The sequence below is a fragment of the Bacillus sp. FSL K6-0073 genome, from assembly GCF_038006085.1.
GTDB classification, from domain to species: domain Bacteria; phylum Bacillota; class Bacilli; order Bacillales; family Bacillaceae_G; genus Bacillus_A; species Bacillus_A cereus.
Genome location: NZ_JBBOUN010000001.1, coordinates 2999737 through 3020472 on the forward strand (window position 1 = coordinate 2999737; position 20736 = coordinate 3020472).

Sequence of the window (20736 nt, forward strand, 5' to 3'; positions counted from 1 at the left end):
AGCCACCTCCTTTTTGCTCCGTTTACATATGTTCTCTACTCTTTCATAATAAGAAAAGTTATATCATGCATATTACAATTATGACCAATGAATTGTATTTCTGAAACATATAATCACCTCGCATATATGATGAGAGCAAAACGTGATTTTTCACTTTACTCTTCTATTGAGAAATGAGTTGTTTTTCATATCGCTTGTTCGCATTATCTTCTGTCAAACATGCAGTTGTGTAATGAATAATATTCCGGTTATCATACGTAAACATATGTTCTAACTTATTTTCTTCTGTTAATACTGTCGGTAAGTATTTTGGTAAATTGCTAACTACTCCTCTATTATCACCATCTAATATCCAATCAATTTCTTTCCATTCTAATAGACCTTCAGCCGTACGTAATGGTGTATTCATTTGCATTCCATCTGGCAAATCAGCAACGAACACATACATTCCTTCACTAGCCTGGGGCTCATCTTTACCTTTAAAACCAACAGTCCCTTTATACGTTACACTTGAAAGTTCTATGCCCGTTTCCTCAAATGTTTCTCTAATTATTCCTTCGTATGGCGTTTCATTATCTTCTATTTTTCCTCCAACACCATTCCACATCCCCATATTCGGCTTTTTATTTCTATTTAATAGCAGTATTTTATCGCTTTTTCTAATAAAGCAAATTGTGTATTTGTATATACGATCATTTCCTTTCATTTTCCACATGAGTTATTTGGCTTATTTTCAAGTAAAAACACTCGCCTTACAATTCCTTACTACATAATATATAGTACAACTTTCATGCGTAAACACTTTACGTCAAACGAGAGAATCCTTTTTAGAAAGGAGAATTTAAAATCGATACTATAAGCAATGAATTTCTAAACCAATATTACAACAGCCTCGTATGGTTAAACGATACACACTGGTTCGGGGTTCCAATCTGTAAACTTCCCTCTGATCTCTTTTTGTATCAAGAAATCATTTATGAATTAAAGCCCGATTTAATTATTGAATGCGGGACTTTTCACGGTGGTAGTGCACTGTATTTAGCTTCTATGTTAGATTTAATTGGAAAAGGTCACGTACTTACTATCGATATAACTCCGCAGCCAAATCGACCATCACATAATCGGATTACGTATTTAACAGCATCTTCTGTTTCTGTGCAGGCCGTCCAAACAATAGTAAGCATGCGCAAACCTGATGATGTGGTTTTAGTTATTTTAGATTCTGATCATAGTAAAGAGCATGTATCCAAAGAACTATTACTATATAAATCTATCGTCACTACTGGCAGTTATATGATTGTAGAAGATACCTCCATTAATGGACATCCGCTTCTTCCCGATTGGGGGCCTGGCCCGATGGAGGCTGTGGATGAGTTTTTAACTAAAAATAATAACTTCATAATCGACGAGTCTAAACATAAATTTTTCATATCATTTAATCCAAAAGGTTTTTTAAAGAAAATAAAGTGAAACTTTAATAAGTGGGGTTTTGCTCCTCTCCCACTTATTCTATTATTTTCATTTTTGAAAAAGGATAATATACAAATTCCACCTTGCCAATTATGTTATCTTCTTCAATATATCCTAAGCCATTTCGACTATCTCTACTTACTTCGCGGTTATCTCCCATTACAAATAACTTATTTGGCGGAATTTTTGTCTTTTGAAAATTATAAAACACTTGTGTGTTGTTAAATAAATCTTTGTTTGTATATGGTTCTTCTTGCTTTTTATCGTTCACATATACCTTTCCGTTCGTTATGTTAATTACATCACCAGGAAGCCCTATTACACGTTTCACATAATATTTCGATTCATCCTCTTCTTTTATAATGACAATTTCTCCGTGTTGTAAATTAGAAAGACGTACTACTGCTTTATTTACAAATACGTAGTCTTCTTCATATAAAGTGGGCTGCATCGATTCCCCTTCCACCTTACATAAAGTAAAAGAATGGTAGCCTATGACTATCACCAATATAAATAGTATGTACTTTCCCCAGCCTCTCTTAATCTCCTTTTTCATATCCATTCCCACCTTATAAAGCGCTTTTTAACTCAAAAAATATATCACTGCACAATATGTTTCCATGCAGTGATACTATTTTTACTGTGCCTTGTTCGGTTGTTCTACTGGAATTGAATTTGTATTTGATCTATTTGTTTTTAATTCAAAATACGCATCCAAAATTTCTTTACCAATGGCAGAATTAATTCCTGATTTATCATCATTCACCCATGGTACAACAACTGAAAAGGCTATTTCCGGATCAGCATCATATGGCGCATAACCGGCAAGAGTTAAATTATAACATTTTTTTCGGTTGTTGTTCTCATCTCTTCCAATATCACTTTCTCCACCATATACTGTTTCAGCTGTTCCTGTTTTTCCCGCTGGTTTATATGGTAGACCTTTAAACGTTCCGGTACCTGTTCCGTCAGCTTCTTGAAAAACTCTTCTAAATCCTTCTTTTACATGATTAATGTACGAAGTGTCCATATCCACTCTATTTAATACAACTGGTTCAATCGACCGAACGACTTTTCCTACATCCTCTGGTCTATTCGGTTGCTCTCTAACTTCTTGTACAATTTGTGGCTTCATTCGGTAACCGCCATTTGCAATGGTTGAAATATATTGTGCAAGCTGAAGCGGCGTATATGTATCATACTGTCCAATCGCGTAATCAAGTAAAAATCCGGGTATGTTATCAGTTCTACCTACTTGACCAATTGATTCATTTGGCAGGTCAATACCAGTCGACACACCTAGGCCAAATTGTCTAAAATAGTAGCGCATTTTATTAAATGTTTCTTGTTTAATGTCTAATGGATTATTTAGGACATAATTAATGCCTGCCATTTTTAAAGCCGTATTAAACATATAAACGTTCGATGACACTTGCAAAGCTCTTAAATCATCAATATCCCCAAATTCTTTCCACGATTTCTTCGGCTTAGAACTTCCTTTAAAATACATTGGTGCATCAAAGAAATGTGTATACGGCTTAATCGCTTCTGTTTGATATCCAGTTAATAAAGTAGCACCTTTTACAGTTGACCCTAACTCATAAGAACTTGTCATCGTTCCTAATGCATAATCTTCTATTTGCATACCGCCATCTTTATTTACAATTTTCTTTCCTGCCATTGATAAAATTTGACCGTTTTTCGGATTCATCATTACTACGAACGCACGATCCATCATCGGCTCTGCAGCATGAAAGGCTCGTAAATTCTTTTCAAGGCTTCCCTCTACTCTTTTCTGTAAATCCATATCGACTGTTAACATCAAGTTATTTCCACTTTTTCCTTCAGTCACTTTTTCTGTTCGAACAATCTTCCCTGCTTTATCCATAATATTTTTAGACTGTTCTTTCGTTCCGTGTAGTGCATCTTCGTATTGTTTTTCGATGTAACTTTTACCAATACGGTCGTTTCGATTATAATCACGAACTAAATAATAATCTAATTGTTCTCTTGGCAACCCTTCATTTTCATTAGAAACGCTACCTAGTATAGAGCGCAGTATTTTATCATTTGGGTATTCACGTTCCCAATCTACTGTTGTATCTACCCCCGGTAAACTTGCCAACCTTTCACTAACGACAGCATATTCATTTTGACTTACATCTTTTTTAACGATTTGCGGCGTCATTTTATATCCCGCATTCATTTTGCTTTTAATGGCTAGTACTTCTAGGTCTTCTTTTGAAAGTTCACTTAATTCTTCTTGTGTAATTCTTTCCCTACGTAACTCTTCAACTTTTTTATCTAATTCTTTCCCTTCTATCTCCTGCTTTCTAAATTTACTCTCATCTTCTTTCGTTACTTTCGCTGCTGCCCGCTTTTCATTTAACTGCATCCAAAAATCCTTTTTATCTGTTTCTGTTAACTTGTCTATGTCCTCTTGCGACATTTCAATTAGCTTAGCTAAATCTCTTGCTACTTGTAAAACTTCTTTCGAGTCTACTCCTCTCATTTTCGTATATGTAACGGTTCGCAATGGTTTATTATTTACAATAACGTGACCTTGCCGATCAAACATTTTCCCTCTAGGAACGGGAGTGCTTACCGTTACATCTTCCTTTTTATTTACTTCATTTCTATACGTTTCTCCATCAATGATTTGTACTTTACCTAATTGAATTATAATAGCTGAAAATAAAAGAAAGACAATAAAAAATAGTACATTTAACCGAAATGGAATATGAGTCTTTTTCTTTTTCGATAGTTTTTTCTGCTCCTTTTTCTGTCTCATTTCGCTCCCTCGCTTCATTCTATTAACATTTCTACGCAAAGTCATTATGTATCAAATTTATTTATATGATATATATAGAATTTTATATTAATTATAAAAGAAATAAAAGATTTAATTTTCAGTTTTTTATTTTTATATCCTATTTATTACCATTCCCTTAATGCACAATAAAATGAATATTATTCTAAAAGAAAAATGGGGCAAATTTATTTTTATACCATTAGTTTACATTTCTTTGTATACTAAAGAAATAAATTCATAAAAGACATTCTTAAGGAGAGAACGAAAATGACAGATTCGTTTATCATACATACTAAAACGCCACATTGTTTAAACTTTATGATCTACATTCAAAATATTTATCTCAATCAAAAAGGAAAAAAAGAAAATTTTCGTTTTCCTTACATAACAAAAACATTACATTTCTCCACTGACTTTAAAACAAATTTCAAAGAATTATGGCTGACTCTTCGTAAGCAAACTGCTAACGACAGATATGATTTACAAATTTTCCACGAGGAGAATCATATATTTTACAAGAAACTTTTTGACGCTAATTTATGTGATGAGGAATCATTTAAAGAATTAATATGTAGCTTTAAAGTATGGTGGACTAGCATAGTAGGTCAGCTTTCAATAGAATGTTCCGTAAGTAATTATAGTGAACAACTTTATAATGACTTAGTTTTATACTTAAAGCAAAACGAAATAGAGCCTTTACAACAGCTACATATTAGCTTACTTTATGACGATTGTGTATTCACTAAAGATAATATTACTTCTTACTCTGCTATTTTACCTATGAAACAATTTTTTATAAATTATAGAGATGTTGTTACTACATTATCAAAATGTTTTCATATGGCTTAAAACAGCGATTACTCAAATAAAAAACTGAGGTATCTACCTCAGTTTTTTCGATAACTTATTTCATTAAAGATACCTCTTCAACAAATTCACCAATTTTATTTTGAAAAACATAATCAAAGTTATATTCCTGTCCTGTTAACTCTTCATTTACTAAAATAGTTGTTGCCCCTACTTCTCTCTTTGCGATTTGTGGGAATGAAGCGACAGGTTGTACTTTTAATGACGTTCCCATAACGAGAAGTACATCTGTTTCATATAAACGTTTCATTGCATTTTGATATTGAGGCAGTGTATCTCCGTATAAAACAACGTCTGGATTTAAAATGAAATTACACTTCTGACAGCGCGGCACTTCATGATCAATCATATACTGTAAATCATATCCCGCTTTACACTTCGGACAATGTGCTGTTTGAAGTGTTCCATGTAAATCAATGACATGTTTACTGCCACCTAATTGATGTAAACCGTCAATATTTTGCGTTAAAATCGTAATATCTTTCCCTTGTTCTTCTAGCTCAGCTAAAAAACGATGTCCACGATTTGGTTTATATTGATGGAACGTATTAATTTGAAAGATTTCTTTATAATGCTTCCAAAATTCTTTCGGACTTCGGTTATAGTACCCTCTTGATAAGTACATCTCCACATTCGCATCAGCATACAATCCATTTGCTGAACGGAAATCTGGGATACCACTTTCCGTACTTGCACCAGCGCCTGTTAATACTGTAATTTTCTTCGCTTTTTCTAAAATTGAACGTACTTCTTCAAATTGTTGCACAAAAATCACCTCTATGTATTTTCCTATTCTTATTATACCAGTTGTTTACAGGAGGTGTTGTACAATTCATTTTACTTAATGCGTTGCGCCCCCAATCTCTACAATATCTACTTCAACTGTCATCGTTACTTCAATTGCCAATTCTATTCCCTTACTAATAGTAGAAAGTGACATACTCGGTTGCCCTGGATAATTACTCGCTTGTTCTGGTAAAAACGGAATATGAATGAATCCGCCTTTTATTTTCTTATCATGTTTCTCTAGTTCATGCATAAGTCCATAGAATAAGTGATTACAAACGAATGTGCCTGCCGTCTGTGAAACAGATGACGGTATGCCCTCTTCGCGAAGTTTTTTTACGATTGCTTTCATCGGAAGTGTAGACCAATACGCAATCGCTCCTTCTTCTACAACCGGTATATCTACCGGCTGATTTCCTTCATTGTCTGCGATTCTTGCATCATCAATATTAATTGCAACACGTTCTATCGTAATATCTGGTCTGCCCCCAGCTTGTCCAATGCATATAATAATTTCCGGCGCTAGTTCTTCTATATACTCTTTTAATACGCTTATTGATTTATGAAATACAGTTGGTACTTGTTTGCTTATTACCTTGTATTCTCCAATTGTTTTTTCATGCAAACCTTTTGCTACTTCCCAAGCTGGATTGATATTTTCTCCGCCAAACGGATCAAACCCTGTTAATAATACTGTTTTCATAGTTTTATCCTCCTAATTAAAAACGATATACAAGGCCGTACATAATAAACATATTTATGATAAAAATTGAAAGAGCAATTGGTACTTGCGCTTTAATAACCGCATTTTTATCCTTTAGCTCTAAAAGCATCGCAGGTACGATATTAAAGTTTGCTGCCATTGGTGTAAGCAGCGTTCCGCAATATCCAGCAAACATACCGAGTGCTGCCATAATTGCTGGGTTTCCGCCGTGCATTTGAACTATTAAAGGTAAGCCAATTCCGCCAGTAATAACAGCAAACGCTGCGAATGCATTTCCCATTACGACTGTAAATAGCATCATGCCTAAACAGTACGCCATAACAGCAACGAACGGATACTCTGTCGGTAATACTTGACCGACTAAATCTGAAACAACTTGTCCAACGCCAGATTTCGCGAAAATACCGCCAAGTGCTGCTAACATTTGTGGTAAAATGACAGCCCAGCCGACAGCTTGTAATAGTCTGCTTCCTTCTTGAACAGGCGTTGTTATTTTTGATTTTGTAATACGCATCGCCGCGACGAATGCGAGTAATGCACCAAGCGCTAACGCTACTAACGTTACTTTATCTGGATCAACAAGAGAGACATTTCCCCATTTAATTTTCCCTAACGTTAACGTACCGATAATTGTAAAAATAGGAATTAATAGTGCAGGCATAAAAATTTTATTTTTTAATTTCTCAGCATGTTTCACACGTTCTTGTACTGGAACTTCTTTTTCCTCTGATTTTGTCACTTTATTTAGCGAGGCTAAAACGACCATAGCGAGCACGATACAGCCCACGTAAAACGAAGGAATTACATTTCCAAATAAAAATGTAACTGCAAACAATGCCCAAAATAAACTAGAACCGAATCTGTTTGGATGTTCACGATCGAATGCGATACGAACAGCGATAAAAGCAACAATTATCCCTAATACATAATAGATTGTATCCATTGTGATGATGTTCATATTAGATTGCCTCCTTCTTTTCTTTTCCTTCTGCCTTCATTGTTTTCTCTATATATTTGTCAAACCTTCTAAATCTAATCCAGCTTACAATAAGTGCAGATATTGCTGTCGGAATGCCCCAAAGTGCCATATCCCATACACCGACATGCATACCTACTGAATCGAAGAATCCTTTCATTAATAAAATAGCACCAGTTGCGATGAAAATATCTTCTCCGAAAAACCAAGCTGTATTTTCCGCAGCAGCTGCGTTTGCTTTAATCTTTTCTCTTAATTTTTCAGGAAGTTTACCGTATTTACCTTGCGCGGCCCCTTCTGCCATCGGTGCAACGAGCGGCCTTACTGTTTGCGCATGCCCACCAATATTAAGCCCTAGTGCTGCTGATGATTCTCTTATCGTAAAATATGACATTAATACTCTTCCAGTTGTTGCTCCTTTTGATTTCGTTATAAGTGCTTCGGCTCTTTCTTTTAAACCGTAACGCTCTAAAATTCCGATTACAGGTAAAGTTAATATAATTGGCATAGACATATATCTATTTTCTATGAAAAATTTACCGAACATGCTGATCACATCATAAAAACTTAATCCTGAAACCATACCAGTAACAATACCTGCAACCATAACTACTAAAAGTGTGTTTAATCTAAATAAAAAGCCCACTGCCACTAATAATATTCCGATTAATTTCACCAATTCCAACACTTCCCCTCATTTTTTATTTCGGTGCACATATAGAAATACCATTATGTTCGAATGTTCTGTATATTCTTTCTGCAAATTGCACTGCTTTTTCCCCATCACCGTGTAAACAAATCGTTTGCGCCTGAACTGCTACTTTCTCTCCATTGATCGAATTTACATGGCCTTCTTTCACCATTTGAAGTACTTGCTTTATCGCTTCGTCTTCATCTTTTATAAGCGCATTTTCTTCTGTACGGCTCGTTAATGTACCATCTTGCTTATATGTACGATCCGCAAAAGCCTCTTGTACGAGAGTTACTTTGTATTTTTCTGCAGCCTGTATAAATGCCACGCTATTTGCTAATCCATAAAGTAATAGACTTGGATTTATACGATAAATTGCCTTTGCGATTGCATCTGCAATTTCCGAATTAGACGCCGCCATATTATATAAGGCACCGTGCGGCTTTACATGATGCATCTTCCCGCCAGCCACTTTTACAAACCCGTCTAATGCGCCGATTTGATATAAAACATAATCGTATACTTCACTTGCTGAAACATTCATGTTTCTTCTACCGAATCCAATTAAATCAGGAAATCCAGGATGCGCCCCTATTGCTACGTTATGCTCCAAAGCTTTTTCAACAGTTTGACGCATAACAGACGGATCACCCGCATGAAAACCGCAAGCAACGTTTATAGAGGAAACGAACGGAAGAATTTCACCATCATTCCCCATCTTATAAGCTCCAAAACTTTCTCCTAAATCACAGTTTAAATCGATTGTAGTCACACTGTTTTCCTCCTAATTTTAACTTCGTAAAGCGATAAATCTCTTTAATAGATTGCTATTTACTTCTTGTTCTATGTACAATTGTTCCGCTTCTTCAAGCGTAATTTTCTCAAAAGAAACATAGTCCCCCGGCTTTAGCTGGGCAAGAAGAGGTAAATCTACTGAAATGATATTTCCCATTCTCGGATAGCCACCTGTCGTTTGCCTATCTACCATTAATATAATCGGCTGTCCACCATTAGGAACTTGAATGGTTCCAAATGTAACAGGACTCGATAAAATCTCTTTTTCTTCAATCCTATTTAAAACTTCTCCCTCAACCCTGTAGCCCATACGGTCAGCATAATTAGATACCTTATACTCTTTCGTAAAAAATGCCTTTCTACTTTCTTCGATAAATTGATCGTATTCAAAGTCAGTTATGACACGAAGCTTAGGATGTTTCTTATACTTTGGTAGTACGCTGTTGCTAATTACCCATTTCGTTTTTATTCGCTCATCTTTTTGTAAGTCTTGAATGAAACGATTCGCCATTTCTGAGTACGTACCAATTTGAAAACAATCTCCTTTTTTCAGCATTCTTCCTTCTATACCACCAATCGCAGCACGTATGTACGTACTTTTGCTTCCCATTGTACGCTCAATATGTATACCACCCGCAAAAGTCACATACGCTCTACAACCACTTTTCACTTTTCCAAAACAAAGCATACTACCTTCTTCCGCTAAAATGGGACGCCATAATGGGATACGTTCTCCATTTAACAACGGTTCCATATCAGCCCCACCAATTGCGAGTAAAGTCGTTTTCTTTATTAACAATTTAGGACCTAAAATCGTCATTTCTAATCCTGCTTCATTCTCTTCATTACCGACTAACATATTGATGAGCCTAAGCGCATTTTTATCCATAGCACCCCCAACAGGTACACCAAACTGTTGATAATAAGATCGCCCTAAATCTTGGACTGTTGTAAACATTCCTGCATGCAAAACTTCTACATCCATTCTTTAGCCCCCTCAAGAGATACATACTCTTCCTTCGTTATCGGGATAAATCGTAAATACATACCACTTTGAATATATGTTGGTATTTCTTCTTTCGGATTAAATAGAGTAATAGGTGTTCGGCCGATAATATTCCATCCTCCTGGTGTTTCAAGCGGATATATACCTGTTTGATTTCCGCCAATACCTACTGAACCAGGAGAGATTTGTAACCGTGGTGTTTCTTTTCTAGGTGTTTCTAATTCTTTTGATAGTCCTCCTAAATACGGGAACCCTGGTGTAAAACCTAACATATATACAAAATATGTAGTTTCACTATGTATTCGAATCACATCTTCTACTTGTAAACCTTTATAATGTGCAACCTCTTCTAAATCAGGTCCATATTCTCCCCCGTAGCACACTGGTATAGAAATATGTTTCACATCCTGTTTTACTTCTTCTTTATAAGAATCACACAGCTCCTTTATATACTGGCGAACGTAATCATATGATCTTTCACTTCTCTCATTTCTCTTCCATACTTCGTATACATTGTAGTAAACAGCTAATGAAGTAAACGATGGAACACACTCAATCATTCCTGCAAACGGATGTTGTTGCAGTGCTTGAAATAACCGCTGTACTTTCTCATATATACCCATCTTAATTTCTTCACCAAATGTAACAATAATTGCTTGATCCCCTAACGCAGAAAATTTCATCCTACTCCCTCTTTCTATGCCAAAAAGCCGAGTTCTTTCGAAATGCGATGCGCTGTTTCTTTCACCTTCGCAATAAAATATGAAATGTTACTTTCGCTGTACTCAATTGCTAATCCTGAAATACTAATGCCTGCTACAACCGTTCCATCGCTCGCGAAAATGGGTGCTGCTATCGCGGCTGTATGATTTTCTAACTCAGAATAACTAATTGTGTAGCCTTCCTTTTTTGCCATTTGCAACACTTCTAACAATTGTTCCTTATCCACGATTGTTCCATCTGCAAACTGTTTTAAATCCACTTCCTCTATGTATCTTCGTTTCTCTTCCTCAGAGAAATACGATAGTAAAATTCTTGGACATGCACCAGCATAAAGCGGTGCTCTTCTTCCAACCGCCGTATACACGCGTACCGGCTGAACACCCTCCATCTTTTCAACGTAAATTGCCTCATTATCATCTTGAATTATTAAATTAACTGCCTGTCCTAAACTATCTCTAAGTTCTTTCATATAAGGAATTGCTATATTTCTTACTGATAATCGTTGTGAAACAAGTTGACCGAACCGTAAAAATACGACCCCTAAACGATATTTCCCCTTTTCGTTTTTTTGTAAAAACGCCATCTCTTCTAACGAGCCAATTAAACGATAAACAGATGTTTTCGGCATATTTGTAAGCCGAACCATCTCAGTTAAACTTAGCTCTTCATGCTCATAAAACAACTCTAAAATATCCATTGTCTTAACTGCCGTTTTATTTATACTCATTCTATCTCCCTTTCGTTCCAAATTACGGAACTTAAATTCCATTTTTCGAAACAAACATATAATTTAAAATTATAAAATATTCTTTCAATTCAATCAATAGATTTTAAGCAAATAAAAAAGCATGGAAGAATATCTCTCCCATACTTCACCACACTTTATAACGCTCTTACTTGTTTCAACGGCCAGAAAACAGCTTGTCCTTTTCCGACAATTTCATCTTCTGAAATAAAGCCGAACATGCGACCATCCTTAGAAACTTCACGATTATCTCCTAAAACAAATACTTGGCCTTCTGGCACTTTCGTTTTCCCTGTGATTTGTTCTAACGTAAAGTCTGGAGTTAATACACGGCCTACTGCTTTTTCTTTAAACTGTTTTAAATATGGTTCTTCCATCGCTTTTCCGTTTACATATAAAACATCATTTTTATACTCAACTGTATCGCCTGGCAAACCAATTACTCGTTTTACTAAATCGTATCCTTCTTTTCCGTGGAAGACGATAATATCAAAGCGATCTAATCCACTTATACTATAACCAATCTTATTCACGAGAACTCGTTCGTTATTTTCTAAAGTGGGCATCATCGATTCACCTTGTACTAAAGAAGGTGTAAATAAAACACCGCGAATAATAGCAATTAATACAAGGGTAAACCCTATCGTTTTAGCCCATGAGAATAATTCTTTCTTCGTATTTTCCTTCATCGTTTCTCCTCTTTCTTAAGCACTTATTTTATTATTTCAACTAATTCTTTTACTAAATTAGGATCTATTTCAGAAAAACATGATTTTCCTTCTCTTACCGCTGTACCGACATGCGCCTGCGTGATTCCAGTTTCATCTAGCAATCGCTTTATATTTTCTTTCGTCACGCCAGCTCCAGCTACAAGCTGAATTTGACCATCGCTTACCTTTTGCATTTCTGTAAGCACCGGAATATTCTCTACTATATTTCCTTGTCCACCTGAAGTTAAAACGTGAGTCACTTTATGAAACTTCTTTAAAGTTCTCATCGCTTCTACCGGATTTTCTATATCATCTATCGCACGGTGGTACGTTACATTTATTCCATCTACAACAGATAGTAAATCTGCTAATTTCTTTTCATCCACTTCATTTTGTTCGTTTAATACACCTAATACAACACCAGCTGCACCTAACTTCTGTGCAATGATAATATCTTCCTTCATCATTTCAATTTCTTCTTCCGTATATGTAAAAGACTTCGCATGCGGGCGAATCATAACGTGAATCGGTATATGTACTGCTTCTACCGCTTTTTTAATAAATGCATAGCTCGGCGTTAAACCACCTTCTGTATAAGATGAAATTAATTCAATCCGCTTCCCGCCAGCGCTTTCAATTCGTTTTACATCTTCTAAACATGTTGCAATAACCTCTAGCATGAGATGACCTCTTTTCGTGCTTTTTTCTTATTATAACATTAGTAAAAATAAGAAGCCTAGCTTTCTCCTTTAAAACTTAAAAAAGAAGAATGAAAAGAAAGATTTTTTTATTGGCAACAATTATTGGTAACATCCTATTATTCATGTACACTCCTACCATAATGAAAAAACCCGTCATTTTGACGGACTTTTCTAATTTCAAGCTTTTCTTTCCTCAGTTTTCATATCAATGCCTAATTGATCTTCCAATAACTTTACACCTTTCTTTGTAAGATGGACAGCTCGGTTCTTATCCATTTTCGTAATCCATCCCTGTTCAAAAAGCAGTTTTGCAATTGCAGACCCTAACCAACCAGAAATATGATAACGCCGTTCACTCCAATCAAGGCAAGGTTTTGCAAATACCCTCCTTTTTGTATCTGCCTCATCAACATTTATTCCAAAATTCAGAAACCATTGCTTACCTTGTTCCGTTACAATGTATTCTCCATCCTCTAAAATTATAAATTGCCTATCTAGTAATTTTTCAGTTATCTCTACACCGAGTTTGCCTGCAAGATGATCATAGCAAGTTCGAGCATAACGAATTTGTTTTAGTTGGTCCGATTGTTTTAAAGACCGAACTTGGACTGTTGGTGCAATTGTTCCTAACTTTTCAAGAACTTCTGCTACCTCTTGATTAGCAAGTCGATAGTAACGATGTCTACCATGTTGTTCAACTGTAAGTAGATTCCCCTCTACTAATTTTGAAAGGTGAGAACTAATCGTTGGATGTGACACCTTTGCCATATAAGCTAATTCGCTGGCAGGTAGTGCCTGATTATTCATTAAACAATCTAAGATAATTGCTCTTGTAGGTTCAGCAATTAGTTTGGCTATATATGAGATATTCGGATATACATTCATATTTCGATGATACCCTAACTATTAAACTGATACAATTATTTTAAGTTTAATAGTAAAGGAGAATGTATTATGAATGCAATTGATCTTAGTATATTAAATTTGAAAGAAACGAGAAGACGCTCAGAAAAATTATGGGATTCTCTTCCCGATAATTTTCTTAATTGGAAGCCTGATCATGAAGCTATGTCCTTTGGTGAGATGATTCGTCATGTATGGAGCTCAACTTTTTACTATCATATGATTTTAAAAAACAACGGCTCAATACATGATATACATTTCCCGTATGATGACGAGCCAATTACTTGTGTAAAAAAAGAAATTGAATTGGCACAAGTATACTTTACTGACTTCATAGAATATGTTCAATCCATAAGCATAGCTGAGCTAGATTCAACCCTTATTGATCGAAGCGATGTTGGCTATCAAAGATATTTAGGCGACATGCTATTACGAATTGCCTATCATGATGCGGTCCATGCAGGTCAATTTTTACAATATTTACGAATGGTAAACTTGGAAAGACCTTTAATTTGGGATTAAATACGAAAAATGTTTATACAACCTCCAAACTGGCATTACAATAAGAATTTTCCAACAAGAAACAATCAAAAAACCATGATAATCATTTATATTAAAAACCTACATCTCAACTAAGTACTTCATACACATAAAAAGCACGGGTTTGATTACTAATCAAACCCGTGCTTTCAAAACAAATATAATATCCATAAACAATAAAATGTAAGCTTTAAAAACTACGACCGAAACGCCGCATCCGCCAGCATAGACAATGTTGCATCATCCATCGGTGGATTATGCAGTCCTGCTCTGACGTTTAAATAGTAACGATGGAGCGGATTTTTTTCTGATAAACTTTTTGCTCCTACGATGCGCATCGATTTATCCACTATAGATATCGCCGCATTTGTTACAGCATATTTCACGGCTGCTAATTCTGCTTGCAGTGATAGTTTATCTTCTGCCTCATCGTACTTTTTCGCAATTTGATATAAAAAGACGCGAGCTTGCATAAGCTCGAGTTCTAATTCTCCAACTAATCTTCTAACATTCGGCAATAAACTAATAGAATGGTTTAAACTGTTTGGCTTGTATGATTCCGCAAATTGAACTGCATAATTTCTTGCTGATTGTGCAATTCCTAAATAACATGCTGGTATATGTAGCAACCAGCCAACACCCTTTTGTTTTACTTTCCCGCCTTTTATATCTGTAAAAAAGCGACTTTCTATCTCTACATTTTGTAAGACAAGGTCGTGGCTAGCAGTCCCTCGCATTGCAACGCTATCCCACGTTTCTTCAATAGATACACCGAGTGTATTTCTTGGAATAACAAACTCACCAACTTCTTCTTGGCCTTCCATACTTGCTGAAATAATAAAATAATCAAGTACTGGCGCCATCGTTGTAAAAGTTTTTCTTCCATTTATAACCCACTTCTCGCCTTGTTGAACCGCTATTGTTTCTGGTTTGCCGCCACGCGTCGGACTCCCTGTTTTCGGTTCTGTTGCTGCCCTGTTAAAGAGCGCACCATTACGTACTTCTTCGCAAAACCATTTGAACATCTCATCATTCCAAGAGCGATTTTCCGCTAGCTCTTTCACAATGCCAAGATGCCAGCCAATCGATAATGCTGTAGCTCCGCAGCCTTCCGCGATTTTCTCTTGAAATAAAACAAAGTCATATAAAGAAATCGCACTACCACCAAATTCCTTCGGTAACGTTAATTTCGTATATCCGATATCTTTCAAATCATTTATATTTTCATACGGAAATGATCCCAATTCACTTAGCTGATGCTCCCTTTCCATGAACTTCGGAATCAATTTATTTATTTGTGCAATAATGAAAGATTGTTCTTCTGTTTCAACAAATGAGAGTGCCATACTATAATCTCCTTTATGTTCGATTCATCAACCGCTCACTTTTTCATTATGATTATATGAAGCTACCTCTCTATTGTTTCACTATTCCGATAAAAATACAATGTTTTTGACTAATAAGAAAAGTTCCTATTTAAGGATAGGTTCTTTTCTTATGTTAATCTCCCTTCAATGCCTTTAATGGCAAAGAGGTTACATATCCAATATACGAGAATAATTCTTTAAAGAAGAATGGAATTTCTGTGTCTAACGTTTTATATGCTGATGTCGGCGTTGGTGAAGCATACGCTTCAATATTAATATGTTTTGCAATTCTCATTGCGCGTTTCATATGAAGTGGATCACTTACAATCGTGTATGTGCGTATTCCGTTCTCTATTCCAACTTGCTTCGCATTTTTTAAATTTTCTTCAGTGAAAAGGGATTTAGTTTCAATTAAAATATCTTCCTCTTTTACACCTTGTTTCATTGCATATACTCTTGCAGTACGTGCTTCCTCAAGTTCTGCTTCGAACTTTGTACCACCTGTAAAAATAATCTTTTTAATATTTCCGTTCTTATATAAAGAAATCGCATGATTAATTCTTTCTTTAAATACAGGAGATGGTTTTCCGTTCCACGAAGCTGCTCCTAGTACGATACCAGCATCCGTTTTCACGTCATCATTTGCTTTAAAACGATAACTCCAAATATCGTAAGCTGCATAACTTACATATAAAATAGCAGAACAAATCATTAGTAAAAATACTTGAAAGATTCGTCTTTTCTTACTCTTCTTATTTTCTTTCATTTGTAATTGCCTCCGTACATCATCCATACTTCTATAAAAAACATTTATATCAAATCGTTTTGTTTGAGTTTATTTAAAAGAAGGAACTTTACTTGTTATTTATGTATAAAAGGGTTTTCATTTAAAATTGAGGATTATCAATTCATTTTCATTTGCGGTTTTCATTACATTTTTTAAATTCATAAGTTTATTACCATACAACTACATTGTAACGAATTTTTTCTCAGAAGGGAACGATGAAACAAAAGGAATTAAAATAAAGTAGCATTTTGTAAGAAAAAAGGTATATTTTTCATATGTCACGAACAATATACCTTTCAAAACACGAATTATAACTTTTCTTTATATAACTCTAATTTTTCTAACAATTGTTCTTTTACGCCTGGCCATTCACTCGAGATAATACTGTACACCACCGCATCTCTCACATAACCATTCGGTAATTTTCTTTCATTTCGAAGCACACCCTCTTTTACTGCTCCTAACCTTTCAATTGCTCGTTGTGCTTTTTCATTTCTTGCATCCGTCTTAATTTGTACCCTAAGCATATGCAGTTTTTCAAAAGCATACTGGAGAAGCATATACTTACACTCTGAATTTATACTCGTACGTTGCACACTCGGATGATACCACGTTTGCCCTAACTCAACTGTCTTATCTTCTACTGAAATATTATATAAACGTGTACTTCCTACAATCTTATTCGACTGTTGATCTACGGTTACGAAAGGTATTTGAGTACCTCTTCCGTAACCTTTTATCGCTTTTTGAACGTATTGTTGCATATCTTGCACACTATCCATTTTAGAGATTAAATACGCCCAAATAGCCCGATTTCCTTCTACAATCGAAAACAAAGTTTCGACATCAGTATTATCCATTAACCGCAACTTTGCTCTTTCGTGAATAATTTCCATTTTTAAGCCCCCTTTGTTGTTACTATATCATAAGAATATAAAACGTATTATAAGAATATAAAAAATATAGAGCAAAGAATTCTTTTCAAATATATTCTTCTCGTATAAGGTAGGAAGACTCATCAGTAACCCTTAAAAAAAAATTTTTGGTAATTTCCAATAAATTCTATATAATGATAAATGGGAGGGGATAAAAAATGCTAGATCAAATTACTTGGGGAACGCCAGGCAGCTTATTATGCTTAGGGTTCTTTTTTGCGGGACTAGGAATCTTCTTAAGAAGCGTTACGTCATATACGAAAAATAAATAAGAATATCCCGCTTTTAAACAAAAGAAGCCCTCTTTTTACAAACGGCTTCTTTTTATAACTTTACCTTATTAAAACTTTAAAGCAATAAATAAGCAATCGGCGTAATAATAAGTAACGTTAAAATCGTTCTCTGCACATATAAAATAATAAGTTCAGACACTTTTAACGGAATATCTGTTGATAATATACAAGGAATGGAAGCGGAGAAAAACAAAATAGATGATACGGAAACAACTGCAATGACAAACTTTGTCACAATTGGTGCACTTACTACTAATAATGACGGTAAAAACATTTCTGCAATACCAACTGATGCGGCTTTAGCAGCTAATTCTGCTTCCGGTAATTGTAATAGCCATGTAAATGGATAGAAAATATAACTAATCCAATCAAATATTGGCGTGAACTTCGCTAAGACGATACCAATTAATCCTACTGACATAATAGATGGTAAAATTCCCATCGTCATAATAAATCCATCTTTTAAATTCACTGCAATATTTTTCATAATGCTCGGTGCAGATTTTGATACTTCTAACGCATCTTCCCAAGCACGTTCTAACATTTTCTCTTTATAAACAGGCTCTGGGAACCCTTCTTCTGTTACATATGTATCTGGTTTTCTACTAAGGGGCGGGATTCTTACGGTGATAGCAGTCACGATGAATGTTACAACAAGCGTAGTCCAAAAATAAACATTCCATAAATGCATAATATCTAATGTTTTTGCGATGATGATCATAAATGTAGCGGATACTGTAGAAAATCCTGTAGCGATAATCGCCGCTTCTTTTGTCGTATACTTTCCTTCTTTATACACGCGGTTCGTAATAAGAAGGGCAAGCGAATAACTTCCAACGAAGGACGCAACTGCATCAATCGCCGATCTCCCCGGCGTATTCCATAATGGCCTCATAATCGGACGACAAAATGTACCGATAAATTCAAGCAATCCATATCCGACTAATAACGCTAAAAACGCCGAGCCAATTGGAACGAGCAAACTTACTGATATGACTAGCTTCTCATACAAAAACGGTCCAACATCTGGCGCAAAGAACCAAGCTGGTCCTACTTTTAAACAATATAATATGCCAAAAACAACGCCAACTACTTTTAAAATAGAAAAACAAATGTCTACGATAGATGCATTCCATTTCTTCGTATAAAATGGATAAATCGCACCAATCGCCATAACGAACAATGCATAATAAGGTACTACGCCTGGAACCGAAGCCCTAATCCACGATACGATATGATCAATCATAATAGACGATGCACCGTTTATCGTAACAGGAACGAAAAACATAAACACTCCAACGAGACTAGCAAGTATAAACCGAAGAATAATTCCCTTCTCTTGCCCTGTCTTAATTACATTACTCTTTAATTCAATTTCACTCAAAATTCGACACCTCCTATTATCTAAATATTCTGTATAATTATGTTAGATTCCTTCTTTCCATTTCTAATATTTCATCATATAAAAAAGCCTATTTTAAAATAGGCTTTTTCTACTACCTCTCATAATCATCCACAATTACTTGAATAACACGATGCGATTCTTCTGCCACTATTTTATTACTAGTCTTATTCGCATCATATGTAATTAACGCCTTCCAAAGTGCCCATCCTCTCGCTCTATTCCACGTTTCTTCATCCATGCGTAATACTTCTTTAAATACATTTCTACTATTTTCATCAAAAAACGTCCACGCCATCGCTGCATCACAAGCAGGATCTCCTACACCTAAAATACCAAAATCAATTACAGCACAAAGTTTTCCCTCTTTAACGAGTAAATTCCCCGGTGCTACATCTCCATGAATCCAAACTGGCTTACGGTCCCATGTTGAACTAAGTGCTACATTCCAAAGGTGCTTTAATAATGCCTCGTCAAAAACATCCTTATTATTTTCAATAGCAACTCTCGCCTCTTCATCATATACAGATATAAGTCCGCCTCGGTAAAAATTATGTGTTCCAGCTAAAGGTCCGTTACTCGCATTAATAGATTGCAATTCTACTAAAAAAGATCCTAAGTCCGCCGCAAATTCATTTAAATCCCGAACGTTTTGTTTCGTAACTGTTTCTCCCTCTATCCACTTATTAATAGACCAAGGCAATGGATACGCTATAGACGGATTTCCTTTCGCAAGTGGGGTAGAAATCGGTAAAGAAAGCCCCTTACTTAATATAGGAAGCCAACTATTTTCTTTCTCTACTTGCGGTGCATATGTCACATCACTTGGCAATCTTACACTCATCTCATCCCCTAAGTGAAACGTCCTATTATCATGCCCACTAAACTTTACAGGTTTCACTTCTAAATGGGCCCATTCGGGAAACTGTTCCTGTATTAACTTTTCAACTAAACTTACGTTAATTGGATGCATTCACATTCTCCTTTTCTTTTGAAACTTACTAAGCCCATCCGTACTTCCAACATATTCAAAATTATTTTTCTTATAAAAATCATTCAACGTACGATTATGCCCCACGCAATCTAACTTCAAATACTCTTTGTCATGTTGTACATTCTCTTCTATCCACTGTAAAATCCATTCTCCAATTCCGTTCCCCTTATACTTCCGTTTCACCGCAAATCTATGAATATATAATGAATTAGAAACTTCCTCTTTACCAAAAATATGTTCATCCCATTCATTTTGTTTAGGAGAAACTGTAACCGTACCAACTATTTCATCTTCTTTCAGAACAACATATGTATATTTCTCTCTTATACATTCTAGTATTTCAGCCGTAGCTTCCTCTCCTAAAAGATACTGCCACTGATCCACTTCTTTATATTGTAGCCATTGTGCTACCTCTTTTAATAGAGTAATAATGCTATCGCTTTCCTCTTCAGTAGCAGTTCGAATTGTATATTCTTTAACTGTATTTCTCTCCATATCGCTGTTCCCCT

23 protein-coding genes are annotated in these 20736 nt (G+C 35.4%); 3 read left to right on the forward strand and 20 right to left on the reverse strand.

The features are described 5' to 3' along the window. Positions 1–163: 163 nt before the first annotated feature. Entirely contained in the window at positions 164–706 is a 543-nt protein-coding gene (locus tag MHB52_RS15615) for an NUDIX hydrolase (RefSeq protein ID WP_061663384.1), read from the reverse strand. A 140-nt stretch (positions 707–846) separates the two neighbouring features. Here MHB52_RS15615 and MHB52_RS15620 point away from each other — a divergent pair, with 140 nt between their 5' ends. Further along, entirely contained in the window at positions 847–1470 is a 624-nt protein-coding gene (locus MHB52_RS15620) for a cephalosporin hydroxylase family protein (protein WP_080119249.1), read from the forward strand. Positions 1471–1504: 34 nt separating this feature from the next. Here MHB52_RS15620 and lepB (MHB52_RS15625) read toward each other — a convergent pair whose 3' ends face one another. Both lepB (MHB52_RS15625) and MHB52_RS15630 read right to left on the reverse strand, forming a co-directional pair. Further along, positions 1505–2026 (reverse strand): signal peptidase I, encoded by a 522-nt coding sequence (gene lepB, locus MHB52_RS15625; RefSeq protein WP_033682956.1) that lies wholly within the window; start codon positions 2024–2026, stop codon positions 1505–1507. Positions 2027–2107: 81 nt separating this feature from the next. Further along, complete coding sequence (locus MHB52_RS15630) at positions 2108–4261, reverse strand: peptidoglycan D,D-transpeptidase FtsI family protein (RefSeq protein ID WP_061663380.1); 2154 nt, start codon at positions 4259–4261, stop codon at positions 2108–2110. A gap of 288 nt (positions 4262–4549) precedes the next feature. On the opposite strand from MHB52_RS15630, the gene MHB52_RS15635 reads away from it, so the two are divergent. Next, complete coding sequence (locus tag MHB52_RS15635) at positions 4550–5131, forward strand: hypothetical protein (protein ID WP_016118190.1); 582 nt, start codon at positions 4550–4552, stop codon at positions 5129–5131. 55 nt (positions 5132–5186) lie between these two features. Here the strand turns inward: MHB52_RS15635 and MHB52_RS15640 are convergent, their stop codons facing one another. The 11 genes from MHB52_RS15640 to MHB52_RS15690 form a co-directional block, all read right to left on the reverse strand. Continuing rightward, positions 5187–5915 (reverse strand): NAD-dependent protein deacylase, encoded by a 729-nt coding sequence (locus tag MHB52_RS15640; protein WP_001183800.1) that lies wholly within the window; start codon positions 5913–5915, stop codon positions 5187–5189. Positions 5916–5990: 75 nt separating this feature from the next. Next, positions 5991–6638 carry a pyroglutamyl-peptidase I gene (gene pcp, locus MHB52_RS15645; protein ID WP_000859713.1) on the reverse strand — a complete coding sequence of 216 codons (648 nt, stop codon included), beginning with the start codon at positions 6636–6638 and terminating at the stop codon, positions 5991–5993. 16 nt (positions 6639–6654) lie between these two features. Continuing rightward, positions 6655–7617: a DUF979 domain-containing protein gene (locus MHB52_RS15650; protein ID WP_001021658.1), complete on the reverse strand. Its 963-nt coding sequence runs from the start codon at positions 7615–7617 to the stop codon at positions 6655–6657. A gap of 1 nt (position 7618) precedes the next feature. Next, on the reverse strand, positions 7619–8314 hold the full coding sequence (locus MHB52_RS15655; protein ID WP_000239811.1) for a DUF969 domain-containing protein: 696 nt from the start codon (positions 8312–8314) through the stop codon (positions 7619–7621). A 22-nt stretch (positions 8315–8336) separates the two neighbouring features. Beyond that, positions 8337–9098, reverse strand: a complete 762-nt coding sequence (pxpA, locus tag MHB52_RS15660; protein ID WP_000207352.1) for a 5-oxoprolinase subunit PxpA — start codon at positions 9096–9098, stop codon at positions 8337–8339. Positions 9099–9116: 18 nt separating this feature from the next. Beyond that, complete coding sequence (locus tag MHB52_RS15665) at positions 9117–10106, reverse strand: 5-oxoprolinase subunit C family protein (RefSeq protein WP_000382252.1); 990 nt, start codon at positions 10104–10106, stop codon at positions 9117–9119. After that, entirely contained in the window at positions 10097–10810 is a 714-nt protein-coding gene (gene pxpB / locus MHB52_RS15670; protein WP_000672278.1) for a 5-oxoprolinase subunit PxpB, read from the reverse strand. Before pxpB ends, MHB52_RS15665 begins: the two co-directional genes overlap by 10 nt. Positions 10811–10824: 14 nt before the next feature. Further along, positions 10825–11577, reverse strand: a complete 753-nt coding sequence (locus MHB52_RS15675) for an IclR family transcriptional regulator (RefSeq protein ID WP_000026392.1) — start codon at positions 11575–11577, stop codon at positions 10825–10827. A 155-nt stretch (positions 11578–11732) separates the two neighbouring features. Continuing rightward, positions 11733–12284 carry a signal peptidase I gene (gene lepB, locus MHB52_RS15680; RefSeq protein ID WP_000662490.1) on the reverse strand — a complete coding sequence of 184 codons (552 nt, stop codon included), beginning with the start codon at positions 12282–12284 and terminating at the stop codon, positions 11733–11735. Positions 12285–12307: 23 nt separating this feature from the next. After that, the gene (locus tag MHB52_RS15685; protein ID WP_061664383.1) at positions 12308–12985 is read right to left on the reverse strand and encodes a copper homeostasis protein CutC; all 678 of its coding nucleotides are present in this window, start codon (positions 12983–12985) and stop codon (positions 12308–12310) included. Positions 12986–13183: 198 nt separating this feature from the next. Beyond that, positions 13184–13891 (reverse strand): ArsR/SmtB family transcription factor, encoded by a 708-nt coding sequence (locus tag MHB52_RS15690; protein WP_061664382.1) that lies wholly within the window; start codon positions 13889–13891, stop codon positions 13184–13186. 69 nt (positions 13892–13960) lie between these two features. Between MHB52_RS15690 and MHB52_RS15695 the strand changes: the two genes are divergently transcribed. After that, positions 13961–14431, forward strand: a complete 471-nt coding sequence (locus MHB52_RS15695) for a DinB family protein (RefSeq protein ID WP_061664381.1) — start codon at positions 13961–13963, stop codon at positions 14429–14431. Between the two features lie 215 nt (positions 14432–14646). Here MHB52_RS15695 and MHB52_RS15700 read toward each other — a convergent pair whose 3' ends face one another. The 6 genes from MHB52_RS15700 to MHB52_RS15725 all read right to left on the reverse strand — a co-directional run bounded on the left by MHB52_RS15700 (position 14647) and on the right by MHB52_RS15725 (position 20722). Next, on the reverse strand, positions 14647–15795 hold the full coding sequence (locus MHB52_RS15700; RefSeq protein ID WP_001218341.1) for an acyl-CoA dehydrogenase family protein: 1149 nt from the start codon (positions 15793–15795) through the stop codon (positions 14647–14649). 154 nt (positions 15796–15949) lie between these two features. Next, a complete protein-coding gene (locus tag MHB52_RS15705; protein WP_000662216.1) occupies positions 15950–16582 on the reverse strand; it encodes a YdcF family protein in 633 nt (210 codons plus the stop codon). A 329-nt stretch (positions 16583–16911) separates the two neighbouring features. Then, positions 16912–17499 carry a GNAT family N-acetyltransferase gene (locus tag MHB52_RS15710; protein WP_000402581.1) on the reverse strand — a complete coding sequence of 196 codons (588 nt, stop codon included), beginning with the start codon at positions 17497–17499 and terminating at the stop codon, positions 16912–16914. A 387-nt stretch (positions 17500–17886) separates the two neighbouring features. After that, a complete protein-coding gene (locus MHB52_RS15715; protein ID WP_016118194.1) occupies positions 17887–19215 on the reverse strand; it encodes a YjiH family protein in 1329 nt (442 codons plus the stop codon). A gap of 112 nt (positions 19216–19327) precedes the next feature. Next, positions 19328–20206 carry an aminoglycoside phosphotransferase family protein gene (locus tag MHB52_RS15720; protein ID WP_061664380.1) on the reverse strand — a complete coding sequence of 293 codons (879 nt, stop codon included), beginning with the start codon at positions 20204–20206 and terminating at the stop codon, positions 19328–19330. Continuing rightward, on the reverse strand, positions 20207–20722 hold the full coding sequence (locus tag MHB52_RS15725; protein ID WP_000440851.1) for a GNAT family N-acetyltransferase: 516 nt from the start codon (positions 20720–20722) through the stop codon (positions 20207–20209). Between the last annotated feature and the right edge of the window lie 14 nt (positions 20723–20736).

Coding starts and splice junctions, on each gene's coding strand:
- MHB52_RS15615 (WP_061663384.1), bottom strand. CDS start 706: ATGAAAGGAAATGATCGTATATACAAATACACAATTTGCTTTATTAGA.
- lepB (WP_033682956.1), bottom strand. CDS start 2,026: ATGAAAAAGGAGATTAAGAGAGGCTGGGGAAAGTACATACTATTTATA.
- MHB52_RS15630 (WP_061663380.1), bottom strand. CDS start 4,261: ATGAGACAGAAAAAGGAGCAGAAAAAACTATCGAAAAAGAAAAAGACT.
- MHB52_RS15635 (WP_016118190.1), top strand. CDS start 4,550: ATGACAGATTCGTTTATCATACATACTAAAACGCCACATTGTTTAAAC.
- pcp (WP_000859713.1), bottom strand. CDS start 6,638: ATGAAAACAGTATTATTAACAGGGTTTGATCCGTTTGGCGGAGAAAAT.
- MHB52_RS15650 (WP_001021658.1), bottom strand. CDS start 7,617: ATGAACATCATCACAATGGATACAATCTATTATGTATTAGGGATAATT.
- MHB52_RS15665 (WP_000382252.1), bottom strand. CDS start 10,106: ATGGATGTAGAAGTTTTGCATGCAGGAATGTTTACAACAGTCCAAGAT.
- pxpB (WP_000672278.1), bottom strand. CDS start 10,810: ATGAAATTTTCTGCGTTAGGGGATCAAGCAATTATTGTTACATTTGGT.
- MHB52_RS15675 (WP_000026392.1), bottom strand. CDS start 11,577: ATGAGTATAAATAAAACGGCAGTTAAGACAATGGATATTTTAGAGTTG.
- lepB (WP_000662490.1), bottom strand. CDS start 12,284: ATGAAGGAAAATACGAAGAAAGAATTATTCTCATGGGCTAAAACGATA.
- MHB52_RS15685 (WP_061664383.1), bottom strand. CDS start 12,985: ATGCTAGAGGTTATTGCAACATGTTTAGAAGATGTAAAACGAATTGAA.
- MHB52_RS15690 (WP_061664382.1), bottom strand. CDS start 13,891: ATGAATGTATATCCGAATATCTCATATATAGCCAAACTAATTGCTGAA.
- MHB52_RS15695 (WP_061664381.1), top strand. CDS start 13,961: ATGAATGCAATTGATCTTAGTATATTAAATTTGAAAGAAACGAGAAGA.
- MHB52_RS15700 (WP_001218341.1), bottom strand. CDS start 15,795: ATGGCACTCTCATTTGTTGAAACAGAAGAACAATCTTTCATTATTGCA.
- MHB52_RS15705 (WP_000662216.1), bottom strand. CDS start 16,582: ATGAAAGAAAATAAGAAGAGTAAGAAAAGACGAATCTTTCAAGTATTT.
- MHB52_RS15710 (WP_000402581.1), bottom strand. CDS start 17,499: ATGGAAATTATTCACGAAAGAGCAAAGTTGCGGTTAATGGATAATACT.
- MHB52_RS15720 (WP_061664380.1), bottom strand. CDS start 20,206: ATGCATCCAATTAACGTAAGTTTAGTTGAAAAGTTAATACAGGAACAG.
- MHB52_RS15725 (WP_000440851.1), bottom strand. CDS start 20,722: ATGGAGAGAAATACAGTTAAAGAATATACAATTCGAACTGCTACTGAA.